General features: G+C 65.4%; 21 protein-coding genes and 1 other RNA gene. 9 read left to right on the top strand and 13 right to left on the bottom strand.

Translation table 11 applies throughout. The features are described 5' to 3' along the window. Positions 1-50: 50 nt before the first annotated feature. Both A3840_RS07130 and A3840_RS07125 read right to left on the bottom strand, forming a co-directional pair. Entirely contained in the window at positions 51-878 is an 828-nt protein-coding gene (locus A3840_RS07130; RefSeq protein ID WP_067454161.1) for an AAC(3) family N-acetyltransferase, read from the bottom strand. Between the two features lie 67 nt (positions 879-945). Next, on the bottom strand, positions 946-1,716 hold the full coding sequence (locus A3840_RS07125; protein WP_165603138.1) for a tetratricopeptide repeat protein: 771 nt from the start codon (positions 1,714-1,716) through the stop codon (positions 946-948). A 200-nt stretch (positions 1,717-1,916) separates the two neighbouring features. Here A3840_RS07125 and A3840_RS07120 point away from each other — a divergent pair, with 200 nt between their 5' ends. Continuing rightward, entirely contained in the window at positions 1,917-3,266 is a 1,350-nt protein-coding gene (locus tag A3840_RS07120; RefSeq protein WP_067454034.1) for a leucyl aminopeptidase family protein, read from the top strand. A 65-nt stretch (positions 3,267-3,331) separates the two neighbouring features. Then, complete coding sequence (locus tag A3840_RS07115; protein ID WP_067454031.1) at positions 3,332-4,264, top strand: bifunctional helix-turn-helix transcriptional regulator/GNAT family N-acetyltransferase; 933 nt, start codon at positions 3,332-3,334, stop codon at positions 4,262-4,264. Here A3840_RS07115 and A3840_RS07110 read toward each other — a convergent pair. The 3 genes from A3840_RS07110 to A3840_RS07100 form a co-directional block, all read right to left on the bottom strand. Then, complete coding sequence (locus A3840_RS07110; protein WP_067454028.1) at positions 4,261-5,004, bottom strand: YqaA family protein; 744 nt, start codon at positions 5,002-5,004, stop codon at positions 4,261-4,263. The two genes, A3840_RS07115 and A3840_RS07110, sit on opposite strands and share 4 nt — an antisense overlap. A gap of 72 nt (positions 5,005-5,076) precedes the next feature. Beyond that, positions 5,077-6,015 carry a 2-hydroxyacid dehydrogenase gene (locus tag A3840_RS07105; protein WP_067454025.1) on the bottom strand — a complete coding sequence of 313 codons (939 nt, stop codon included), beginning with the start codon at positions 6,013-6,015 and terminating at the stop codon, positions 5,077-5,079. A 68-nt stretch (positions 6,016-6,083) separates the two neighbouring features. Further along, on the bottom strand, positions 6,084-6,905 hold the full coding sequence (locus tag A3840_RS07100) for a c-type cytochrome (RefSeq protein WP_082903721.1): 822 nt from the start codon (positions 6,903-6,905) through the stop codon (positions 6,084-6,086). Between the two features lie 330 nt (positions 6,906-7,235). On the opposite strand from A3840_RS07100, the gene A3840_RS07095 reads away from it, so the two are divergent. From A3840_RS07095 to A3840_RS07075, 5 genes are all read left to right on the top strand, one after another. Beyond that, positions 7,236-8,066: a prephenate dehydratase gene (locus tag A3840_RS07095; RefSeq protein ID WP_067454018.1), complete on the top strand. Its 831-nt coding sequence runs from the start codon at positions 7,236-7,238 to the stop codon at positions 8,064-8,066. Positions 8,067-8,343: 277 nt separating this feature from the next. Beyond that, a complete protein-coding gene (dapD, locus tag A3840_RS07090) occupies positions 8,344-9,186 on the top strand; it encodes a 2,3,4,5-tetrahydropyridine-2,6-dicarboxylate N-succinyltransferase (RefSeq protein WP_067454014.1) in 843 nt (280 codons plus the stop codon). Between the two features lie 13 nt (positions 9,187-9,199). Then, entirely contained in the window at positions 9,200-10,354 is a 1,155-nt protein-coding gene (gene dapE / locus A3840_RS07085) for a succinyl-diaminopimelate desuccinylase (RefSeq protein WP_067454011.1), read from the top strand. Next, positions 10,351-10,884 (top strand): hypothetical protein, encoded by a 534-nt coding sequence (locus A3840_RS07080; RefSeq protein ID WP_067454008.1) that lies wholly within the window; start codon positions 10,351-10,353, stop codon positions 10,882-10,884. Before dapE ends, A3840_RS07080 begins: the two co-directional genes overlap by 4 nt. A 17-nt stretch (positions 10,885-10,901) precedes the next feature. Next, a complete protein-coding gene (locus tag A3840_RS07075) occupies positions 10,902-11,498 on the top strand; it encodes a hypothetical protein (RefSeq protein WP_067454005.1) in 597 nt (198 codons plus the stop codon). Here A3840_RS07075 and truA read toward each other — a convergent pair. From truA to def, 3 genes are all read right to left on the bottom strand, one after another. Next, complete coding sequence (gene truA / locus A3840_RS07070; RefSeq protein ID WP_067454002.1) at positions 11,495-12,232, bottom strand: tRNA pseudouridine(38-40) synthase TruA; 738 nt, start codon at positions 12,230-12,232, stop codon at positions 11,495-11,497. The genes A3840_RS07075 and truA overlap by 4 nt on opposite strands. After that, positions 12,232-13,155 (bottom strand): methionyl-tRNA formyltransferase, encoded by a 924-nt coding sequence (fmt, locus tag A3840_RS07065; RefSeq protein WP_067453999.1) that lies wholly within the window; start codon positions 13,153-13,155, stop codon positions 12,232-12,234. Before fmt ends, truA begins: the two co-directional genes overlap by 1 nt. Before the next feature lie 136 nt (positions 13,156-13,291). Continuing rightward, a complete protein-coding gene (gene def / locus A3840_RS07060; protein WP_067453996.1) occupies positions 13,292-13,807 on the bottom strand; it encodes a peptide deformylase in 516 nt (171 codons plus the stop codon). 133 nt (positions 13,808-13,940) lie between these two features. Here def and A3840_RS07055 point away from each other — a divergent pair, with 133 nt between their 5' ends. Together A3840_RS07055 and A3840_RS07050 are read left to right on the top strand one after the other, a co-directional pair. Then, entirely contained in the window at positions 13,941-15,365 is a 1,425-nt protein-coding gene (locus tag A3840_RS07055) for a DNA recombination protein RmuC (RefSeq protein WP_082903707.1), read from the top strand. A 98-nt stretch (positions 15,366-15,463) separates the two neighbouring features. Further along, entirely contained in the window at positions 15,464-15,940 is a 477-nt protein-coding gene (locus A3840_RS07050) for a hypothetical protein (RefSeq protein WP_067453993.1), read from the top strand. Positions 15,941-15,946: 6 nt separating this feature from the next. Here the strand turns inward: A3840_RS07050 and recR are convergent, their stop codons facing one another. The 5 genes from recR to A3840_RS07025 all read right to left on the bottom strand — a co-directional run bounded on the left by recR (position 15,947) and on the right by A3840_RS07025 (position 20,269). After that, on the bottom strand, positions 15,947-16,543 hold the full coding sequence (gene recR, locus A3840_RS07045) for a recombination mediator RecR (RefSeq protein WP_067453988.1): 597 nt from the start codon (positions 16,541-16,543) through the stop codon (positions 15,947-15,949). 72 nt (positions 16,544-16,615) lie between these two features. Next, complete coding sequence (locus A3840_RS07040; RefSeq protein ID WP_067453985.1) at positions 16,616-16,939, bottom strand: YbaB/EbfC family nucleoid-associated protein; 324 nt, start codon at positions 16,937-16,939, stop codon at positions 16,616-16,618. Continuing rightward, positions 16,936-18,705 (bottom strand): DNA polymerase III subunit gamma/tau, encoded by a 1,770-nt coding sequence (locus A3840_RS07035; RefSeq protein ID WP_067453982.1) that lies wholly within the window; start codon positions 18,703-18,705, stop codon positions 16,936-16,938. The genes A3840_RS07040 and A3840_RS07035 overlap by 4 nt, the downstream gene beginning before the upstream one ends. Before the next feature lie 131 nt (positions 18,706-18,836). Beyond that, positions 18,837-18,932: signal recognition particle sRNA small type (gene ffs, locus A3840_RS07030), an RNA gene on the bottom strand. A gap of 98 nt (positions 18,933-19,030) precedes the next feature. Then, complete coding sequence (locus A3840_RS07025) at positions 19,031-20,269, bottom strand: multidrug effflux MFS transporter (RefSeq protein WP_067453978.1); 1,239 nt, start codon at positions 20,267-20,269, stop codon at positions 19,031-19,033. Positions 20,270-20,312: the final 43 nt, after the last annotated feature.

Genomic DNA, 20,312 nt, shown 5'->3' with positions numbered 1-20,312 from the left:
GGCAGCCTCGGGTGCCGACGGACATCAACGGGTGATTGCCAGACGATGTGCTATCGAGGGGTGGCCGGATGCTTTGCCGCGCGCCAGTGATCGACAGCGAAATCGACAAGCTGCGGCATGCCGGCAATTATGCACGGGGCCAGCGCGACATTGCCCGAAATCGCCACGCCCGACGCCAGAGCGGCATCGCCTACGGGTAGGAACTCGTCGTCATCCATGATCTGTGGAACCTCGAACTCCACCCATTGACGTTCACCGTCGACGAGGATCGGAGCCCCTTCCCGAACACTGGGCCGATCGGGCCAGCGAATGTGCTCTGCAAGATGCAGGGCCGTGCAGCGGTTGAAGCCCACACCGATTAGCAGGATTTTTGCATTTGAACGATAGAGCGCGCCCGATGGCGATGTGGGTCCTAGAGGGTCGCCTAGATCATGACGAGCGGTGATCTCGTCCTCCTGTCGGCCCCAAGCGGTCATGGATGTTGCGGGATGTGCGCTACGCCGCGCCTTTGGCCAGGTGCGGAAGATTTCGGCTACCGCGCCCATATTGCTGGTTGGCGTCGTGGCCGGTTCATAGGCCGGCATACTTGAGCGAATGATCTCAATCCAGGCCGGCGGCACAGGCGGTTGTCCCCAGTTCGCCGGGTCTGTCAGCCCCGCAGAATGGGCCGGCATGGCTATGGTGCCGGCAATTCCCACCGCATCGAGCAGGGCCTGTATGACAGCAACGGGTCCGCCGCTGACCCAACCCAGTGAGCGCAGCGAGCAATGGACCAGAACCACGTCACCCGCCCCGATGCCCATGCCTTCGAGGTCGCGTCGCAGGCTTTCCCGCGTGGCTGGATTCTTTGTGCGCTCTATAAGGCCGGCTTCGTCCATCAACGTCTGTCCATCATCGTGCATCCGGCATACCTGCTCGAGGTGACGATCAGGGCCAACCCCCGCCTCAGCTTTTCTCGATCAGGTCCCAGCGATTCTGCTGGGTCAGCAGGGCGCGGATATAGGCCATGTTGGATTCGACCTGCTGGGTCGGCAATTCGGCGGCATAAAGGGCGCGGGCTTCGCTGAACCTTCCCTGTAGCCCGACCACCAGGGCCAGGTTCTGCCGGGTCTGGGCCGAGGCGCCGCGCATCTGCACGGCGCGGCGCAGATGCTGCTCGGCCCGGCCCAGATCGTTGGTCATGGCATAGGAGAGGCCCAGATTGGTCTCGATCGAGGCTTCGCCCGGCGCGATGATGGCGGCCTGGGCATAGATGCGGCGCGCTTCCTCGTGGCGGCCCATCTGGTCCAGCGTCGCGCCCTGCACCAGAAGCGCATTCCAGTCCGGGGCATCCGGGCGCAGCACATTGCCGATCACCGTTAGCGACTGGTCGAACCGGCCGGCCGCGGTCAGCGCCTTGGCATAGGCGATCGGAATGGCTTTATCGTCGGGATAGGCGAGCATGGCCTGTTCGAGCGCGGCAATGGCCTGTTCGGGCTGTCCCACGGCGCGCAGGGCGCTGGCATATTGGATGACCACGGCGCGGTCGCGCGGATTGCGCCGATAGCGCTCGGTCAGTTCCGCCAGGCTGACCTGGCCCTTGCCGCCCGCCAGTGCCGTATAATCCGAACCGCCCGCCGGCGCGCGATTGGAAGCACAGGCGGAAAGCGCCATGGCGGCCACGCCTGCCAGAAGCAGGGGGCGCAGGATCCAGGAAAGGCGGCGAAGCTGCGACACGTTGGACTCCCGCCGGACAGCGCTTTTGCCCGCGCCGCCGACCCCGAAGCAATAGATCATTAACCCTAACGTCCGGTTAAACCGGCCCGGCCGGGAACGCCCCCCACCTCCTGCCGACAGGCCGGGGCGCTTTGGCGTCCTGCCGCTTCCGTGGCGGCGCGAAACGCACTAGAACCGGCGTCGAGACAAAGGAGTTCATCATGGCCAATCCCGTTACCATTCCCCTCAAATTCGTCGCCGAAGGCGGATTGGACGGGGCGGGATTGGATGCCCGGGGCGCCGCCTGGGCCGCGGCGCAGAATTTCTCCGGCCAGCGCGGGCGGCTCCTGGCCGTGCCCGATGAGGACGGCGGGCTTTCGGTCTGGCTTTTCGGCACCGGCCCCGTCGAGGGACGTGCGCCCTTCCTGGCGGGCCTTGCCGCTGCCGCGCTGCCAGAAGGCAGCTACAGGCTGGAGGGGGAATATGGCGATCCGACGCTGGCCGCCATCGCCTTCCGCCTGGGCGCCTATCGGTTCGACCGCTATCGCGAGGCCAAGCTCGCGCCGACGCTGGTGCTGCCGGCCGGCGCCGACGCGGCCGAGGTGGATCGCCAGGTCGAGGCGGCCAGTCTGGCCCGCGACCTCATCAATACACCGGCCAACGATCTGGGCCCCGATGCGCTGGAACAGGCGGCGCAGGATTTTGCCCGGCGCAATGGCATGGATATCCGCGTCATTGCCGGCGACGAGCTGCTCGGCGCCAATTTCCCGATGATCCATGCCGTGGGCCGCGCCAGCATGCAGGCGCCGCGCCTCGTCGATCTGGCCTGGGGCGATCCCGCCCATCCCAAGGTCACCCTGGTGGGCAAGGGGGTGACCTTCGATACGGGCGGGCTCGACATCAAATCGGCCGCCGGCATGCTGATGATGAAAAAGGACATGGGCGGCGCCGCCAATGTGCTGGGCCTGGCCCATGCCATCGTGTCGGCCGACCTGCCGGTGCGCCTGCGGGTGCTGCTGCCGGTGGTGGAAAATGCCATTGCCGGCGCGGCCTTTCGCCCGGGCGACGTGCTGCGTTCCCGCGCCGGGCTCACGGTCGAAATCGGCAATACCGATGCCGAGGGCCGGCTGATCCTGGCCGATGCCCTGGCCCTGGCCGATGAGGAAGCGCCCGACCTCCTGGTCGACATGGCGACGCTGACCGGCGCCGCCCGCGTGGCCCTGGGCCCGGACCTGCCGGCAGTCTATTCCAACCAGGCCGCCGTGGCGGGACGCCTGGCCGAACTCGGCGCCGGGGTCGAAGACCCGCTCTGGCCCATGCCGCTCTGGGGCAATTACGACAGCCAGCTCTCCTCCAAGATCGCCGACATGAACAATACCGGCTCGGGCGGCTATGCCGGTTCCGTGACGGCCGCGCTGTTCCTGCGCCGCTTCGTCAAGAAGGCGAATACCTGGCTGCATCTCGACATTTTCGGCTGGGCGCCTGAAGCCCGGCCGGGCCGCCCTATCGGCGCCACCGACCAGGGTATCCGCGCGCTGCACGCGCTGATCCGGGAGCGTTATGGGCGCTGAACAATGTAGTTGACACAGTCAATCAAATGATTGACGGTGTCAACAATTGTTCCCCGGAGCCGGAAATGGCCATACGCGCCGACGACATCGCCCATATCCGTGCTTTCAACCGCTTCTATACCAAGATCATCGGCCTGCTCGACGAGGGCATGCATGACAGTCCCTTCTCGCTGGGCGATGCGCGGGTGATCTACGAACTGGGCAAGCGCGGCGCGGTCACCGCCGCCAGCGAACTGGCGCGCGAGCTCGGCATGGATCCGGGCCAGCTGAGCCGGATGGTGCGGCGTCTGGATGGGTTCGGCTTGCTCGCGATCACCCCCGATCCGGGCGACAGGCGCGCCAACAACATGGCGCTGACGCCACGCGGCCAGGCGGTTTATGAGGGTTTCGACAGAGCCAGCGATGCGGCCATAGACGCCCTGATCGCCCCGCTGGACGAAATCCGTCGTCGCGATCTGGTGGGCTCCATGGCACGTATCCGCACTGTGCTGGCGCCGTCCGAGCCGTCCGCGCCGCTGATCCTGCGGCCACCCCGGATCGGCGATATCGGCTGGCTGATCCACCGCCAGGGCCTGCTCTACCATCTCGAACAGGGCTGGAACGGTGAATTCGAAACGCTGATCACCACGATCTATGCCGAATATGAGGCGGCCCCCGCCAGCCCGCCCAAATCACTCTGGGTGGCCGAACAGGGGGGCGAGATCGCCGGTTCGATCTTCATCATCCCGGCGGCCGGCGAGCCCGAAGGGACCGCGCAATTGCGCATGCTCTATACCGAGCCGGCCCATCGCGGACAGGGCGTGGGCAAGCGCCTGGTGGCGGAGGCGGTGGCCTTTTCCCGCGCTTCCGGCTATCGCCGCATCATGCTCTGGACCCAGGATTGCCTGGTCTCGGCCCGTCGCATCTATGAGGGAGCCGGCTTCACCTTGGCGCGGGAGGAGCGGCACCATTCCTTCGGCGCCGACCTCAATGGCCAATATTGGGTGCTCGAGCTCTAGTTGCCCGGATTGGTGGCCGGGGCCGTCTCGGTATCGGTCAGCAGTTCACCGGGATTGGGCAGCAATTCGCGCGGCACCACCTCGTCCACCGCCGTCATCTGCTCGACGGCGATCTCGGTGGCCGGGCCATGGGATTTGGGGAACAGCAGCGGCGCCATGGCGAAGCCGACAATGACCAGCACGATCATGCCCCAGCCGGCCCATTTCTTGTGCTTCTCGATGAATTCGCCCGCCACCGGCCCGAAGAAGTAGAACAGGCCGCAGGGCACGAAATAGCGCAGGCCGCGCCCGATCAGCCCGTAGATCACGAAGGTCCAGATATCGAGACCCGCCACGCCCGAGGTGATGGTGATGACCTTGTAGGGGATCGGCGAGAGCGCGCCGATCAGGATCATCAGCGGGCCGTTCTCGTTGAAGCTGTGGCGCAGCGCTTCAAAGCCATTGCCCGCGCCGTAGAAATCGATGATCGGCCGGCCGATGCTGTCGAACAGGAAATAGCCGATGGCATAGCCCGCCAGGCCCCCGGTGACCGAGGCCACGGTGCAGATGGTGGCCAGCCGCCAGGCCCGCATGCGGTCGGCGATGATCATCGGCGCCAGCATGATTTCCGGGAAGACCGGCAGGATCATCGCTTCGAGGAAACACAGGGCCGCCAGGATCGGTTCGGCAAATCGATGCTTGGTAGCCAGCTTCAGTCGATCGTAGAAACTGAGCTTGGCGGGAGCGGCGCTATCGGTCATGCAGTCTCAGGGGTGACGGTTGGGACGCTAAGGTTGAACAAATTCGGCGATCCTGCCAGTGAAATTTGCGTGTCAGTACCCGCGGGCGCGGTCCACCACATTGATCAGCGCCTTGCCGGCCTCGTGATCGCGCAGGATGCCGGAGAAATAGCGCACTCCACTGGCAATGTCCGAAATGGCGGCGATATGCGGGGTGATATAGCAGTTCTCGATATCCCAGAGCGGGCTGGATGAGGGCAGGGGCTCGACCTCGAACACGTCCAGGCTCGCCGCGCCCAGCACACCATCGCCCAGCGCCCGGGCGATGTCAGCCTCTTTCTGATGTCCGCCCCGGGCGGCATTTATGATCACCGGGCCGCCTGCCAGCCCGCCGCGGCGCAGCTTGGTGAAGGTCTCGTAATTGAGAATGCCGGCGGTTTCCGGCGTCAGCGGCAGCAGGTTGACCAGGATATCGGTGCCTGACAGGAAGGCGTCGAATTCGCCGTCGCCGGCAAAGCCGGTGACGCCCTCGACCGGCCTCGGCGTCCGGCTCCAGCTGCGCAGGGTGAAGCCCAGCGGCTTGAGCCGGCGCACCGCATCTTGCCCGAGAACGCCCATGCCCATGACGCCGACCGTGCTTTCCTGCGCCGAGGGCGGATAGAACTGGCTCCAGCGGCGCGCCTTCTGGTCGGCGCGGAAGCGGGTGAACTGGCGATGATGCATGGTGACATGGGCCACCACGTAATCGCTCATCCGCTGGCTGAGATCGTTGTCGACGAAGCGCACCACCGGCACGTCCGGCAGGTCGGGATGCTTCATCAGCGCATCGACGCCCGCGCCCAGCGAGAACACCGCCTTGAGATTGTCGAAGCCCGCAAAGGCATCCGCCTGCGGCTTCCAGACAAAGATGTAGCGCACCTGGCGCGGATCGAAATCGTCGCCCCGCCGCACCACGGGATAGGGCGCCAGCGCTTCGGCAAAGGCCTTGGCCCAGCTTGCTTCATCGACATCGGAAAGGTGGAGCAGCAGCATTCTCATGGTCCTCAAGCAAAGGGCCGCGCTTTTGGCGCGGCCCTTCCGTAATTCACGTCGTCTAGGGCTTACTGCCCGCTGGTCGGTGCGGTTTCGTCACCCGAAAGCGGCGCTTCCGGCGTGGTTTCCTGCACCGGGGTGCCCTGCACGGGCGTTTCGGACTGCGTCGTGGTGGGGGTGTCCACCGCGCCTTCGGGCGCCGTGGGTTCCTCAACCTCGCTGCCGCCGGCAGCAGGGGTCGTCACTTCGGCCGGAACGGTATTGTCCGGCGATTCGGAAGCAGGCGCGGCGGCGGGCACATCGCCCTCGGCCGGCTCGTCGGCGGCGGGCGCCGCTGCGGCGTCGGCCTCGGGGAAGGGCACCGGACTGCCCGAGAGCGTCTGCAGATAGGCCAGGATATCGGCGCGCTCTTCAGGCGAGCGCACGCCGGCAAAGGCCATCTTGGTGCCCGGGGCATAGCCACGCGGGTTTTCGAGGAAGGCGTTCAGGTTGTCATAGGACCAGACCTGGCCTTCGGCCTTCTGCTGCAGCAGGATGTCCGAATAGGCGAAATCGGGCATGTGCGCCTTGGGCGCGCCGACGATATTGTAGAGGTTCGGGCCCTGCTTGTTGGGCTCGCCCTCGCCGAAATTGTGGCAGGACTGGCACTTGCGCACGGCAGCGGCGCCGCGATCGACGCTGGCGCTGGCCAGGAGCGCGGCGATCGGCACGGCGGGCTCTTCTTCCACCGCACCGGCATCGGCGACCACTTCCGGCTCGGGAAGGGCATAGCCGGGGCCGCGGCCTTCAATCGGATGATAGATGGCTTCGGCCAGAAAGCCGACACCCATCACAAACAACAGCGTGCCGAGGACGGCGCCTAGAATCTTGTTTAGCTCGAACGAATCCATTTGGTCTCTCTGCCGGTCCATCCCCTGCGGACATTAAGCGCCGCTGGCCCAAAATTCCGATTCCCATGAGGGAATCTGCCTCAACCGACCAACCCGGCGCGCGCGGAAGATAGTATCAAGCCCCTTGGGGCGCAACAGCTCAAACCCCGGTGCGACACTTCGAGCCGCCCGCAAAGCGGGAAAATCTCTCCGCTGGGGAGATTTTAGGCTCGAAGGCCATGAGAGCTGCGCTCGAATGGCACGGGCAAAGAACCACGCCTCGCCACGATTGACACCTCTCTCCGCTCGCGCAAGAACCGGCCCGGCCATTGTTCAACGGATTTTCACGCCATGACGAAAAAGATTGCCTTCCAGGGCGAGCCCGGCGCCTTCAGCCATGCGGCGGCGGCCAATGTGTTTCCGGGGGAGGAATTCGTCGGCTGCGTCACCTTCGAGGAGACGCTGAGCGCCGTGCAGTCCGGCCGCGCCGACTTCGCCGTGGTGCCGGTGGAAAACTCGCTCTATGGCCGCATCACCGATATTCATCACCTGCTGCCCGAAAGCGGCTTGTTCATCATCGGTGAGACCTATCTGCGCGTGGAAATGACGCTGCTCGGCGTGCCCGGCGCCCGTTTCGAGGATGTCAAATCGGTTCAGTCGCTGTCCGTGGCGCTGGGCCAGTGCCGGCGCTTCATCGCCCGGCATGGGCTGAAAACCATCAATGCGGTGGATACGGCCGGTTCGGCCCGCGAGATCGCGCAGAAGGCGGACAAGTCCGTTGCCGCCATCGCCTCGCGCTTTGCCGGGGAGATTTACGGTCTCGACGTGCTGGCCGAAAATATCGAGGATGCCGACCACAACACCACCCGGTTCCTCGTGCTCTCTCCCACCGAACAGAATGCGCCGCAACAGGATAACAAGGTGAAGACCACCTTCGTGTTCCGCGTGCGCAACGTGCCTGCGGCGCTCTACAAGGCCATGGGCGGCTTCGCCACCAATGGCGTCAACATGACCAAGCTCGAAAGCTACATGGTCGGCGGCGCCTTCACCGCCACCCAGTTCTATGCCGACATCGAAGGCCATCCCGACGATATCGGCGTCCAGCACGCTTTCGACGAGCTCAAATTCTTCACCGACTATTTCCGCATTCTCGGCGTCTACCCGGCATCGGACCTGCGGTAGGCGGGCGCCGGCCCCTCACCTCCCCCTTGACGGGGGAGGTAGCGCAGCTTGGCGAAAGGCCTAGCGAAGCTGGGAGGGGGAGCCGGCGCACTGGTTGCCCAGCGGGCATCCTACCGCCCATCCCCCACCCCAGCCCTTCGCCGCAAGGGGGAGGGTGCCGCATCGTGCTTGCCAAACGTGCGCCTGCCCACCGAGAGGCCGGCCGGTGCATCATCACGCCCCGTTGACACGCAAACCGTCCCCGCTATGGTCCGCGCGACATCATAGAGGACCCGCCATGTCGCACGCCCAACTCGCCCAGATCATCGACGCTGCCTTCGAGAACCGCGCCGAGGTGACGTTTGCCACCAAAGGCGAGATTCGCGATGCGGTGGATGCCGCCCTGCTTCTGCTCGACAATGGCGAGGCGCGCGTGGCCGAAAAGGTCGATGGTACCTGGCAGGTCAATCAATGGTTGAAGAAGGCCGTGCTGTTGTCCTTCCGCCTCAACGACAATCAGCTGATCTCCGGCGGCGCCCATGGCTCGTCCTGGTGGGACAAGGTGCCCTCCAAGTTCGAGGGCTGGGGAGAGAACCGCTATCGCGAGGCCGGCTTCCGCGCCGTGCCGGGGGCGATCGTGCGCAATTCCGCCCATATCGCCAAGGGCGTTATCCTCATGCCCAGCTTCGTCAATCTGGGCGCCTATGTCGATGAAAACTCCATGGTCGATACCTGGACCACGGTGGGCTCCTGCGCCCAGATCGGCAAGAACGTGCACCTGTCCGGCGGCGTCGGCATCGGTGGCGTGCTCGAGCCGCTCCAGGCCGGCCCGGTCATCATCGAGGACAATTGCTTCATCGGCGCCCGCTCGGAAATCGTCGAAGGCGTGATCGTGGGCGAAGGCGCGGTCATCTCCATGGGCGTGTTCATCGGCGCCTCCACCAAGATCGTCGATCGCACCACCGGCGAAGTCCATATCGGCAAGGTGCCGCCCTATTCAGTGGTGGTCTCGGGCTCCCTGCCCGGCAAGCCCCTGCCGGACGGCACGCCGGGCCCCAACCTTTACTGCGCCGTCATCGTCAAGACGGTCGACGCCCAGACCCGCTCCAAGACCGCCATCAACGACCTGCTGCGGGACTAGCAAGGAGCCTGCCTTGGCCATCGATCCGGTAAAGCTGCTCGAACGCCTCATCGCCTGCCCCTCGGTCACGCCCGAGGAGGCCGGGGCGCTCGACCTGCTGGAAGCCGAGCTTAAAGGGCTCGGCTTTGCCGTTACCCGCCTGCGTTTCGAGGGCGATGGCTCCTATCCGGTCGATAATCTCTTCGCCACGCGCGGGGAGGGCAGGCGTCGCCTGCTCTTTGCCGGCCATACCGACGTCGTGCCGCCCGGCGACGCGGCCCATTGGACCGCCGATCCGTTCCAGCCCCGCATTGCCGATGGCCGGATTTATGGCCGCGGCGCCGCCGACATGAAATCGGGCATCGCCGCCTTCGTCGCCGCCTGCGCCGCCATTCCGCCCGAGGCCGGCATCATCCAGCTCGCCATCACCAATGACGAGGAGGCCGACGCCATCAACGGCACCGAAAAGCTGGTGCGCTGGATGGCGGAAAATGGCCATCACTTCGATTTCGCCATCGTTGGGGAACCCAGCTCCGCCGAGACTTTGGGCGACAGCATCAAGATCGGCCGGCGCGGCTCCTTTTCCGGCAGCGTAACCGTCACCGGCACTCAGGGCCATGTCGCCTATCCGCACAAGGCCAATAATCCGTTGCCGGTGCTGGCCGCCGTCGCCACCGCACTCTCGTCCGAACCGCTCGACGGCGGCAGCGCGCATTTTCCGGCCTCCAATCTGGAATTGACCAGCATCGATGTCGGTAATCCGGTCTCCAACGTCATCCCGATGAGCGGCGTCCTGCGGTTCAATATCCGCTATAACGATCTCTGGACGCCCGGGACGCTGGCCGATTGGGTGCGCGGCCGCATCGCGCAGGTCGAGGCCAATGGCACGCGCGTGGATTTCGAGATTGCGGGCGTGCCGTCCCGATCCTTCCTGTCCCCGCTCGGCGCCGATATCGAGACGCTCTCCGCCGTCATCGCCGAGCGCAATGGCAAGGCGCCGGACTATTCGACCGGCGGCGGCACCTCCGATGCCCGCTTCATCGCCCAATATGGCCCCGTGGTGGAATGCGGCCTTGTCGGCCCCTCCATGCACAAGGCCGACGAACATATCGCCCTCAGCGACCTCACCGGCCTTGCCGAGATCTACGAGGGCTTCATGCGCCGCTTCTTCGCCGGGAACCCGGCATGAAGACCTGGCAGAACCTGCAAGAGGCCTTTGCCGGCTGGTGGATGATCCTGCGCGGCGAGACCGGCTGGGAAGAGCATTTCCGGCTGACCAGCGCGGGCCTGGTCACGGCCTTGGTGCTGTTTTACGTCTTCGCTTTCCTCGCAGTCGTGCTGGCCTCCTTCGAGGTTGGGGTACCCACCCTGGTCGGGTTCCTCGATATCATGGTGGTGCAGTCGCTCTGGCTCGTGGCCCTCTTGGCGGGGCTTTACGCCACCCGCTTTGCGGTCCGCAGTTCCGGTTCGCCCCTGCCGATCCTGGTCCCCGGCATCTATGCGCTCATCGCCTATCTGGTGCTGGGGTCGCTGGTCTCGCTGATCCTCGGCCCGGCGCTGCCCCTGCTTTGGGTGGGGCTGGTCTATTTCCTGTTCCGGCTGGGGCGCATGGCCGGCGGCTGGACCATCGGTGTTTCCGCGGCTTTTGCATTTCTGTCCGTGGTTCTGCTTGTCGGTCTGCCGATGAGCCTCTACATGCTGAGCAACGTTTCAAACTGAGGTATTGAGGAAAGCCCTTGGCCAAAGCGACCACGACCTTCCTCGATGAGTTCCTGAGCGCCGCGCGCGGCTGCCTGGCGCTCGTCATCGGCAATCGCCAGGCGTCGAGCTTTTTCGATTTCCGCCAGGTCGGGCTTGTCGGTTCGTTCATCGCCATTCTGGTGGGCATGGCGGTTCAGGCTTTCGTGCCGCAATTGTTCGGCATCGGGGGCGGCGCGCCGGCGGGCGCGGCTGCGGGCGCGATCATGCTCGGCGGCGTGGCGCTGGGCGTGCAATATGGCGTCGGCTATCTCGTCCTGCGCCTGCTCGGCCGAAGCGATGGCTTCATCCCCTTCGTTGTGGTGCAGAACTGGGTGACGCTGTTCCAGAGCATCCTGGCCGTCGCGATCATCGTGATCTTCGGTCACCCCATGGCCCTGTCGGAAGATGGGCAGATGGTGGAGCTCACCAGCGGCAGCATCCCGTTCCTGGCGCTGGGCATCGTCGCCATGATCGTCTGGGTCAATATCGCCCGGCTGATCCTGACGCTGCGGCCTGCGCATGTGGCGCTGTTCGTCTTCGTGCAGCTCGGCGCGGCCTTCATGCTGCAGCCGATCCTGGGGGCGGCGATCTAGTAATCGACCCCGGTGAGATAAAGCCCGCTCGCCGGCGCCATCGCGCCGCAGCGCGCGCGGTCGGCGGCGTCGAGCGCCGCGCGGAAATCGGCCGGGCTCCACTTGCCCTCGCCCACCAGTTTCAGCGAACCCACCATCGAACGCACCTGATGATGCAGGAACGAGCGGGCGCTGGCGGTGATGGCGACCACCTCGCCATCGCTGCTGACGTCGAGGACGTCCAGCGTGCGGATCGGCGACTTGGCCTGGCATTCGGCGGAGCGGAAGGTGGTGAAATCGTGCCGGCCGAGAATGAGCTGCGCGGCGGCATGCATGCTTTCCGCATCCAGGTGCACCGGCACATGCCAGACCTGATTGCGTTCGATGGCTGCCGGCGCCCGGCGATTGAGAATGCGATATTCGTAATGGCGCGCCTTGGCCGAGAATCGCGCCTCGAAATCGGGCCCCACCGCCTCGCAGGCAATCACCACGACCGGGTGCGGCCGCAAATGGTAATTCAGCGCCTCGCGCACCCGGAACGGGTCCCAGTCCTTGCCCAGATCGAAATGCGCCACCTGGCCCAGCGCATGCACGCCGGCATCGGTGCGCCCGGCGGCCTGGGTGGTCACCGTTTCTCCCGAAAAGCGCAGGATCGCCTCTTCCAGCGCCTGTTGCACGCTCAGCCGGTCGGCCTGCCGCTGCCAGCCGCAGAACGGGGTGCCGTCATATTCGACAATGAGCTTGAAGCGGGCCATCAGACAGTTTTGGCGGGCAGGGGGCCGGCGCCGCGCAGGAAGGTCGCCGCGTCCATCGCCCCCTTGCCCTCGCGCTGCACCTGCACGAGCCGCACCGCGCCGGTGCCGCAGGCAATGGTCAGGCCGTCGCCCAGCAAGGCGCCGGGCTCACCCGACCCCTCCACCAGGGCGGAGCGCAATGCCTTGATCCGCACCGTCTTGCCGCCAAGCTCCAGTTCGAACCAGGCGCCCGGAAAGGGCGACAGGCCGCGGATGAGATTATGCACCTGCTCGGCGCTCTGCGAGAAATCAATATGCGCCTCGGCCTTGTCGATCTTGGCGGCATAGGTGGCGCCGTCGTCCGGCTGCGGCGTGAAATCGAGGCTGCCCCGCTCCAGCGCGGCCAGCGCCCGCCCCATCAAATCGGCGCCCAGGCGCATCATCTGGTCGTGCAGTTCTCCGGCAATCATGTCCGGCCCGATCGGGATGATCTCGGTCGGCCCCATGGCGCCGGTATCGAGGCCTTCATCCATTTTCATGACGACGATGCCGGTCTGTTTGTCGCCCGCCATGATCGCCCGCTGGATCGGCGCGGCGCCCCGCCAGCGCGGCAGCAGCGAGCCATGAAGATTTAGACATCCATATTCGGGCGCATCGAGGATCGGCGCGGGCAGCAATAGGCCATAGGCCACCACCACGGCGACGTCGGCCCCGAGCGAGGCGAAGACGGCCTGCTCTTCGGCGCCCTTGAGCGAGCGCGGTGTGAAGACCGGAATGCCGAAAGCTTCCGCCGCTTCATGCACCGGGCTCTTGCGCTCGGCCTGCCCGCGCCCCGCCGGCTTGGGTGCGCGCGTATAGACGGCCACCACGTCATGGCCGGCCGAAACGATCTCGGTCAGCGTCGGGACGGAAAATTCGGGCGTACCCATGAAGACGACGCGCATGTGGAGCCTCGCTAAGTCTGGATGCCCCTATGATCGTCATTGCCCGGCTTGTCCGGGCAATCCACTCTGGGCATCGCATGGATCACCGGGACAAGCCCGGTGATGACGAAGGAGCGGGAAGACGTAATGTGCGGTATCAACCAGCCGCCCGCTTGGCGGCCTTGTCGAACTTCTTGATCACCCGGTCGCGCTTCAACCGGCTGAGATAGTCGATATAGAGTACGCCATCGAGGTGATCGAGTTCGTGCTGGATGCAGACGGCGAGCTTGCCCTCGGCCGCCTTGGTCACGTCCTTGCCGTCGAGATCGGTATATTTCACCGTGACCTCATTGGGCCGCTCGACCTCGTAATAGAGCTCGGGAATGGACAGGCATCCTTCCTCGGTCACCTGCATCTGTTCACCGAAATGGGTGATTTCGGGATTGATCATCACCAGCGGCGCCGGGGGCTCGCCTTCGCCGGCCAGGTCCATCACCACGATGCGCTTCATCACCCCGATCTGCGGCGCGGCCAGGCCGATGCCGGGGGCGTCGTACATGGTGTCCAGCATGTCCTTGGCCAGCGTCTTGATCTCGTCGTCGACCTCGATGATCGGGTCGGCAACGGCGCGCAGGCGGGCATCGGGAATGATGAGAATCGGGCGGATAGCCATGGCAGAAAGTCCGGCGAGGAAAGGATTTGCCCCCGATATGGCGATTTCCGGCCTTCCGGTCAACTCCGGCCGGTTTCAATCCGGTTTGAACAAGAACATTTTGCGAACATCAGAATCGGGTTAGACTGGAGGAATGAATGAACTCGACCGCACCCTTTTCACGCTGGGCGACATCCCCGTCAGCCTCGCCCTGGCCCTGCTGATCGGCGGGGCGCTGATCCTGGCCGGTCTGGTCGGGCTGCTGGTGGCCGCGGCGCGGGCCAGTGCCAGGCGGGCCGACGCGGCCGCCCGGGAAGCGACCGACAATCTGCGGAGCAGTTTCCAGGAGCAGGTCGCCCTGCGCGACGGGCGCATTCGCGATCTCGAAATGCAGCTCGAACGGGAGCGCGAGCGCGCCGCCGACCTGCTCGGCAGCGAGCGCGACAAGAGTGCCGAGCTGCAATCCGAACTGGCCGCCATGCGCACCCGGCTTGACGAACAGGGGCGGCAGAACGAGCTCAATCTTAAGCGCTTCCTCGAGGCGCGCCAGCAGATGACCGACGAATTCAAGGCCATTGCCGGCGACGTCCTGCGCTCTCACAGCGAGACCTTCAGCAAGCAGAACCGCGAACAGGTCGATGTGCTGCTCAAGCCGTTGCAGGAAAAGATCGGCGAATTTCATCGCGGCCTGATCGAGGATCGCTCCGCCATGGCCGAGCGCATCCGCGCCTTGGCGGAAAGCAATCTGCAGATCACCACCGAAGCGCAGAACCTGACCCGGGCGCTTAAGGGCAATTCCCAGACGCAAGGCGCCTGGGGCGAAATGATCCTCGCAACCATCCTGGAACAATCGGGCTTGCGCGAGGGCGAGCAATATTTCGTCCAGCAGAGCCATACTGGCGAAGATGGCCAGCGCGTCCGCACCGATGTGGAAATCCTGATGCCCAATGGCGATCGGCTGGTCATCGATTCCAAGGTTTCGCTGAATGCCTTCGAAGCCTTCGTGAACAGCGAAGACCTCGACCGCGAGCAGCATCTGCGCGCCCATATCGCCTCCGTGCGCACCCATATCGCCACCCTGGGCGACAAGACCTATCACCGCGCGGCCCGCTCCAGCCTCGATTACGTGATGATGTTCGTGCCCATCGAATCGGCTTTGGCCACCGCCATCCAGCACGATGCCAAGCTGGTCGAATTCGGCATGAGCAAGGGCGTCATGCTGACCACGCCGACGACGCTGATGACGGTCTTGCGCACCGTGCGCAATGTCTGGGACATCGAAAAGCGCCATCAGAACGCCGAGGAAATCGCCGAGCGGGCGGGGGCGCTTTACGACAAGGTGGCCGGGTTCCTGGCCAGCATGGACAAGCTGGGCGGGCATCTCGACAAGGCCCGCTCCAGTTTCGACGACGCGCGCAATCAATTATCGAACGGGCGCGGCAATGTCGTGCGCCAGGTCGAAATGCTGCGCGAACTCGGCGCCAAGGCGAACAAGCCCCTGCCGCCGGGCTGGGAAGGGGGCAGCGACGACAAGCCGGCCCTGCGCCTGGCGGGCGAGGAGCCGGGCGACCTGAACTAAGCCCCGATATCAATACGATCACAATCTCTCGGACAGGTCGAACCGCGGGCGCGACACGGCGTTCTGCTCTCGTGATGGACGCTTATGGGAGACAGATCATGGTTCAGCATCACCATAATCCCGGCAGCATCGTGCCGCAGGAAACCAGTTTCGACAATTCCGACACGCCCGGCATCGCCCAGCCCTACAGCCAGACCGAGATCGAGGAACTGCTCTATGGCGATGACCGGCCGGTCGAAGACCGCCTGGCCCGGCTGCGCGACATGCGCGACGAATTGGTCACGCGCGAAAGCGGGGATTTCGGCGACGAGGATCCCGCTGCCATGATCGAGGAACTCGACCGGGCCATGGCCGAATTGCAGCGCGATGCGCAGAATGCCGATGAAACCGGCAGTGCCGATGCGCTCATGTCCGCCGATCCGGCTGATCACCTGGACGCGCTCGCCCCCGACGATGTCGATGCGCGCGACGCCCTGATCGGCGAGGAGGAATTCTACGAGGAGGACGAGGACGGGCCGGTCGATGACGACCATGTCTGGCAGGGCAGCGACGAGTTCAAGCCCGACCTGCACTGATCCTTTCTAGATCTCCGTGCGGGCCCTGAGCGCCTGGCTGAGCGTGCCTTCGTCGAGATAGTCGAGCTCGCCGCCTACCGGCACGCCATGGGCGAGGCGGGTGACCTTGATCGGGGTGCCCGCCAGCCTGTCGGTGATGTAATGGGCGGTGGTCTGGCCCTCGACCGTGGCATTCATGGCCAGGACGATCTCGGCATAATCATGCGCCCGGGCGATGAGGCCTTCGAGGTTGAGATCGTCCGGCCCCACGCCGTCGAGCGGCGACAGGACGCCGCCCAGCACATGGTAGCGGACCTGGCCGACCCCGGCGCGCTCCAGCGCCCAGAGATCGGCAACGTCTTCCACCACAATGAGAATTCCCGTTTCGCCGCGCCGCGGATCGGCGCAGATGGAGCAGGGGCTCGTGGTATCCACATTGCCGCAGACTTCGCAGGTCCGCACCGCCGCCACGGCCCGGTCGATCGCTGCCGAAAGGGGCAGCATGAGCTGTTCCTTGCGCTTGATCAGGTGCAGGACCGCCCGGCGCGCCGAGCGCGGACCGAAGCCGGGCAGGCGCGCCATGAGCTGGATCAGCTGTTCGATTTCGGGTCCGCCGGACGGCATTTTGGTGTCACCTGGAAGGCGAATTGGTTAGCAGACTGTGAACGTTGAGCGCCGCCAAGGGGGCGAAAAAGCTCAAAACGGAAACTTCATGCCCGGCGGGATGGGCAGACCGGCGGTGACCTCGGCCATCCTGCGCTGCATTTCCGCCTCGCTCTTGCCCTTGGCGTCGTTGAAGGCGGCCATGATCAGGTCCTCGATCACCTCGGCATCTTCCGGCTTGAGCAGAGTGGGATCGATCTTGAGACCGCGCATCTCGCCCTTGCCCGACAGCGCCACCACGACCATGCCGCCGCCCGAGCGGCCCTCGACCACCAGTTCGGCCAGTTCGGCCTGCATGGCCTCCATCTTGGCCTTCATTTCGCCGGCAGCCTTCATCATGCCCATGATGTCTTTCATTCGTCGTCCTCTTCGGATGGTGGCGGGGCCAGCTCGGGAATGATGGCGGCTTCATCGCGCACCGTCACGTTCACCAGCTTGGCGCCCGGAAATGTTTCCAATATGGCCTTGACCAGCGGATCGTCATGGGCCGCGGCCGTCGCCGCTTCCTTTTTCTGCTCTTTTTCCTGCCTGATGGTCAGGCCCTCGACCGGCTTGGTCGAGACGGTGACCAGCCAGCGCTGCCCGGTCCAGGTCTGCAGCCGCGCGGAGAGATTGTTGACCACGTTGGGATTGGCGCCCTCGACCAGCGCCACCTCGATGCGGCCCTGCTCGAAGGAAACCGGCAGCATCTGGCTTTCCAGCGCCAGCTTGACCAGCATGTCGCGCTTGGCCGTGGCCAGGGCGATGAGATCCTTGTAGCTGGTGACGGTCGCCAGCGCCGGCTGCACCGCGACATTGGGCGTCGGGCCGGGGGAGGCGACGGCCATGGTAGCCGGCTCGCCCAGGGAAGGCGCTTCGACGCGCAGTGCCGACGCGCCCCCGGAGCCCGAGCCGGAAGGCGCGCGCGGCGGCAGGGGCGGAGGGCCGCCCGCCGCCGGCGCGGCGGCCGAAGGCAGATTGCCCTGCTGGGTCAATTTGGTGATCAGTTCGTCCGGGCTCGGCAGGTCGGCGGCATAGGCGAGGCGGATCAGCACCATTTCGGCGGCCTGCAGGGCATTGCCGGCGCGGGAGACTTCCTCATTGCCCTTGAACAGGATTTGCCAGGTCCGGGTCAGCGCCCGCATGGAGAGGCGATTGGCCAGGTCCTGCCCGCGCACCCGCTCGTCGGGCGTGAGCGATGCATCATCGGCCGCGGCGGGCACGACCTTGATGCGGGTCACGAGATGGGTGAATTCGGCGAGGTCGGCGAGCAAGGTCTGCGGATCGGCGCCCAGATCGTAGAGCTCGCGCAGGGCGGTCAGCGCCTCGGCGATCCGCCCGCCCATCAGGTCCTCGAAAAGATCGATGATCCGCGCCCGGTCGCCCAGACCCAGCATGGCCTTGACCGTGGCGGCACTGACATTGCCATTGCCGTGGGCGATGGCCTGGTCGAGCAGCGAGAGGCTGTCGCGCGCCGAGCCTTCGCCGGCGCGCACGATCATGGCCAGCGCGTCCGGCTCGAAGCCGATGCCTTCCTGGCCGAGGATTTTTTCGAGATAGGCCGACATGATCTCGGCCGGGATGCGGCGCAGGTCGAAGCGCTGGCAGCGCGACAGGATGGTGATCGGGACCTTGCGGATCTCGGTGGTGGCGAAGATGAACTTCACATAGGGCGGCGGCTCTTCCAGCGTCTTCAGCAGGCCGTTGAAGGCGGCCGTGGAGAGCATGTGCACCTCGTCGATCACATAGACCTTGTAGGGCGCCGAGACCGGGCCGTATTTGACCGAGTCGATGATCTCGCGAATGTCGCCGATGCCGGTATTGGATGCGGCGTCCATCTCCACCACGTCGACATGACGACCCTCGATGATGGCGCGGCAATGATTGCCCTCCACCGACAGGTCGAGCGTGGGGTGGCGTCCGGTCTCGTCCTCGTAATTGAAGGCACGGGCCAGGATGCGGGCCGTGGTGGTCTTGCCCACGCCGCGCACCCCGGTAAGGATGAAGGCGTGGTGGATGCGGTTCTGCGCGAAGGCATTGCCCAGCGTCTGCACCATCGCATCCTGCCCCACCAGGGTGGAGAAGTCGCGCGGGCGATATTTGCGGGCGAGGACGAGATAGGGCGAGGTCTGGTTGTCAGCCATGCCGCCCGTCCGTGTGCCGCCTTGTCGGGAATCTGCCTTCGTTCATGCCCGGACCATAGGGCAAGCCGCGTCCGACCGCAAAAGCCAAGAACGGATTTGCGGGGCCGATATGCCCACTTGTGAACAGATTGAGTAGGAGGCTGGCATCGACCCGTGAGGATCTCGTTGGGGCTGCTTCCTTCCGGACCTGACCCGGTTGGCGAGGAACACGTCCGCGCCAACCTCCCGAGGGCCTATATGCGGATTATTGGCCGAGGATGCAAGGGGGCGGGCGCGAGCGGCCGGGTCGTAATCGGGCGGTGCGAGGCGATCTCCCCCGCTAAGGTCAGGGCTGCGCGGAATCGGGGTGTTTCATGTATTTCAGGGTGGCCGCGCAAGCTATCGTTGCCACCGCGCTGACCACGATGATGATGGCCATGGGAAAGGGCGTTCCATCGGCGAGCGCCCCGACCAGCGCCGACCCGACCATGCCGCCCCCATATTGCGCGAACCCGAGCAGGGCGGAGGCGGAACCGGTGCCATGATCGACGCTTGCCAGCCCGCCGGCCACCGCATTTGCGCCGACCAGGCCGTTCATCGCCACGAACACCGCCAGGCCGACGGTGAAGACGACCAGGCCGTCCGAGCCGGCGGCTACAACGCCGAGCACGACGAGCCCCGCCGCCAGGCGCACGAAGGTGCCCGTGAGCATCAGGCTGTCGCTGCTGAAGCGTCCGATGAGGTGCCGGTTGACTATATTGGCCAGCATGATGCCTGCAATGCCGGCCGCGAATACCAGCCCATAGGCATCGGGCGAGAGTCGGTAATATTGGATGAACACGAAAGAGGAGCCGGCGACATAGGCGAAGACGCCGGCGGCAAAGCAGCCGAGCACGCCAGCATAAAGCATCAGCCGCGAATTGCGCAGATGCTGCCCATAATGCGCGAATGCGCTGCCCAGTCCGGCATCCATGCGCCGGTCCCGGGGCAACGATTCCGTGGTCCGGACCACGCCGAGCGACGTCACCAGCCCGATCGCCACCAATGTCCAGAAGATATATTGCCACGAAGAGATCGCCAGGATCTGTGCGCCCAGGATGGGACCCAGAAGCGGAGCGACGCCCATGATCGTCATGAGCGTCGAGAGCACCCGGGCGGCTTCCTCGCGCGCGAAGAGGTCGCGGACCATGGCGCGGCCGATGACCACCGCCGCGCTGGCGCCGAGAGCCTGCACGATGCGCCAGCCGATCATCTGGAAGGCGTCGGTGGACAAGGCGCAGCCTGCCGCGCCGACGGCGAAAATGGCCACTCCGGCCAGAAGCGGCACCTTGCGGCCATAACGGTCGCTGACCGGTCCCCAGAACAATTGCCCCAGGCTGAAACCGAGCAGGTAGCCGGAGACGGTCAATTCGAGCGTGCCCTGGCTCGCCCCCAGGCTCGCCGCCATGCTGGGCAGCGCCGGGAGGTAGAGATCGGTGGAGATCGAGGCGAAGCCAAGGAGCAGGCTGAGCAGGACCGTGAGCCATACGCCCCGATAGTGCTCGGCTTGCGGTGCATCATGCGCGGGGGCGGTTTCGGTGGTCATGGATATTCTCGGGTTAGGCGCGGGGTGTCGCGGGGGTACCATA

The sequence above is a fragment of the Devosia elaeis genome, assembly GCF_001650025.1.
In the GTDB taxonomy this organism is placed as follows: Bacteria; Pseudomonadota; Alphaproteobacteria; order Rhizobiales; family Devosiaceae; genus Devosia; species Devosia elaeis.
The sequence above is the reverse complement of the archived record's forward strand: the minus strand, read 5'-3'. Positions and strand labels throughout refer to the sequence as shown.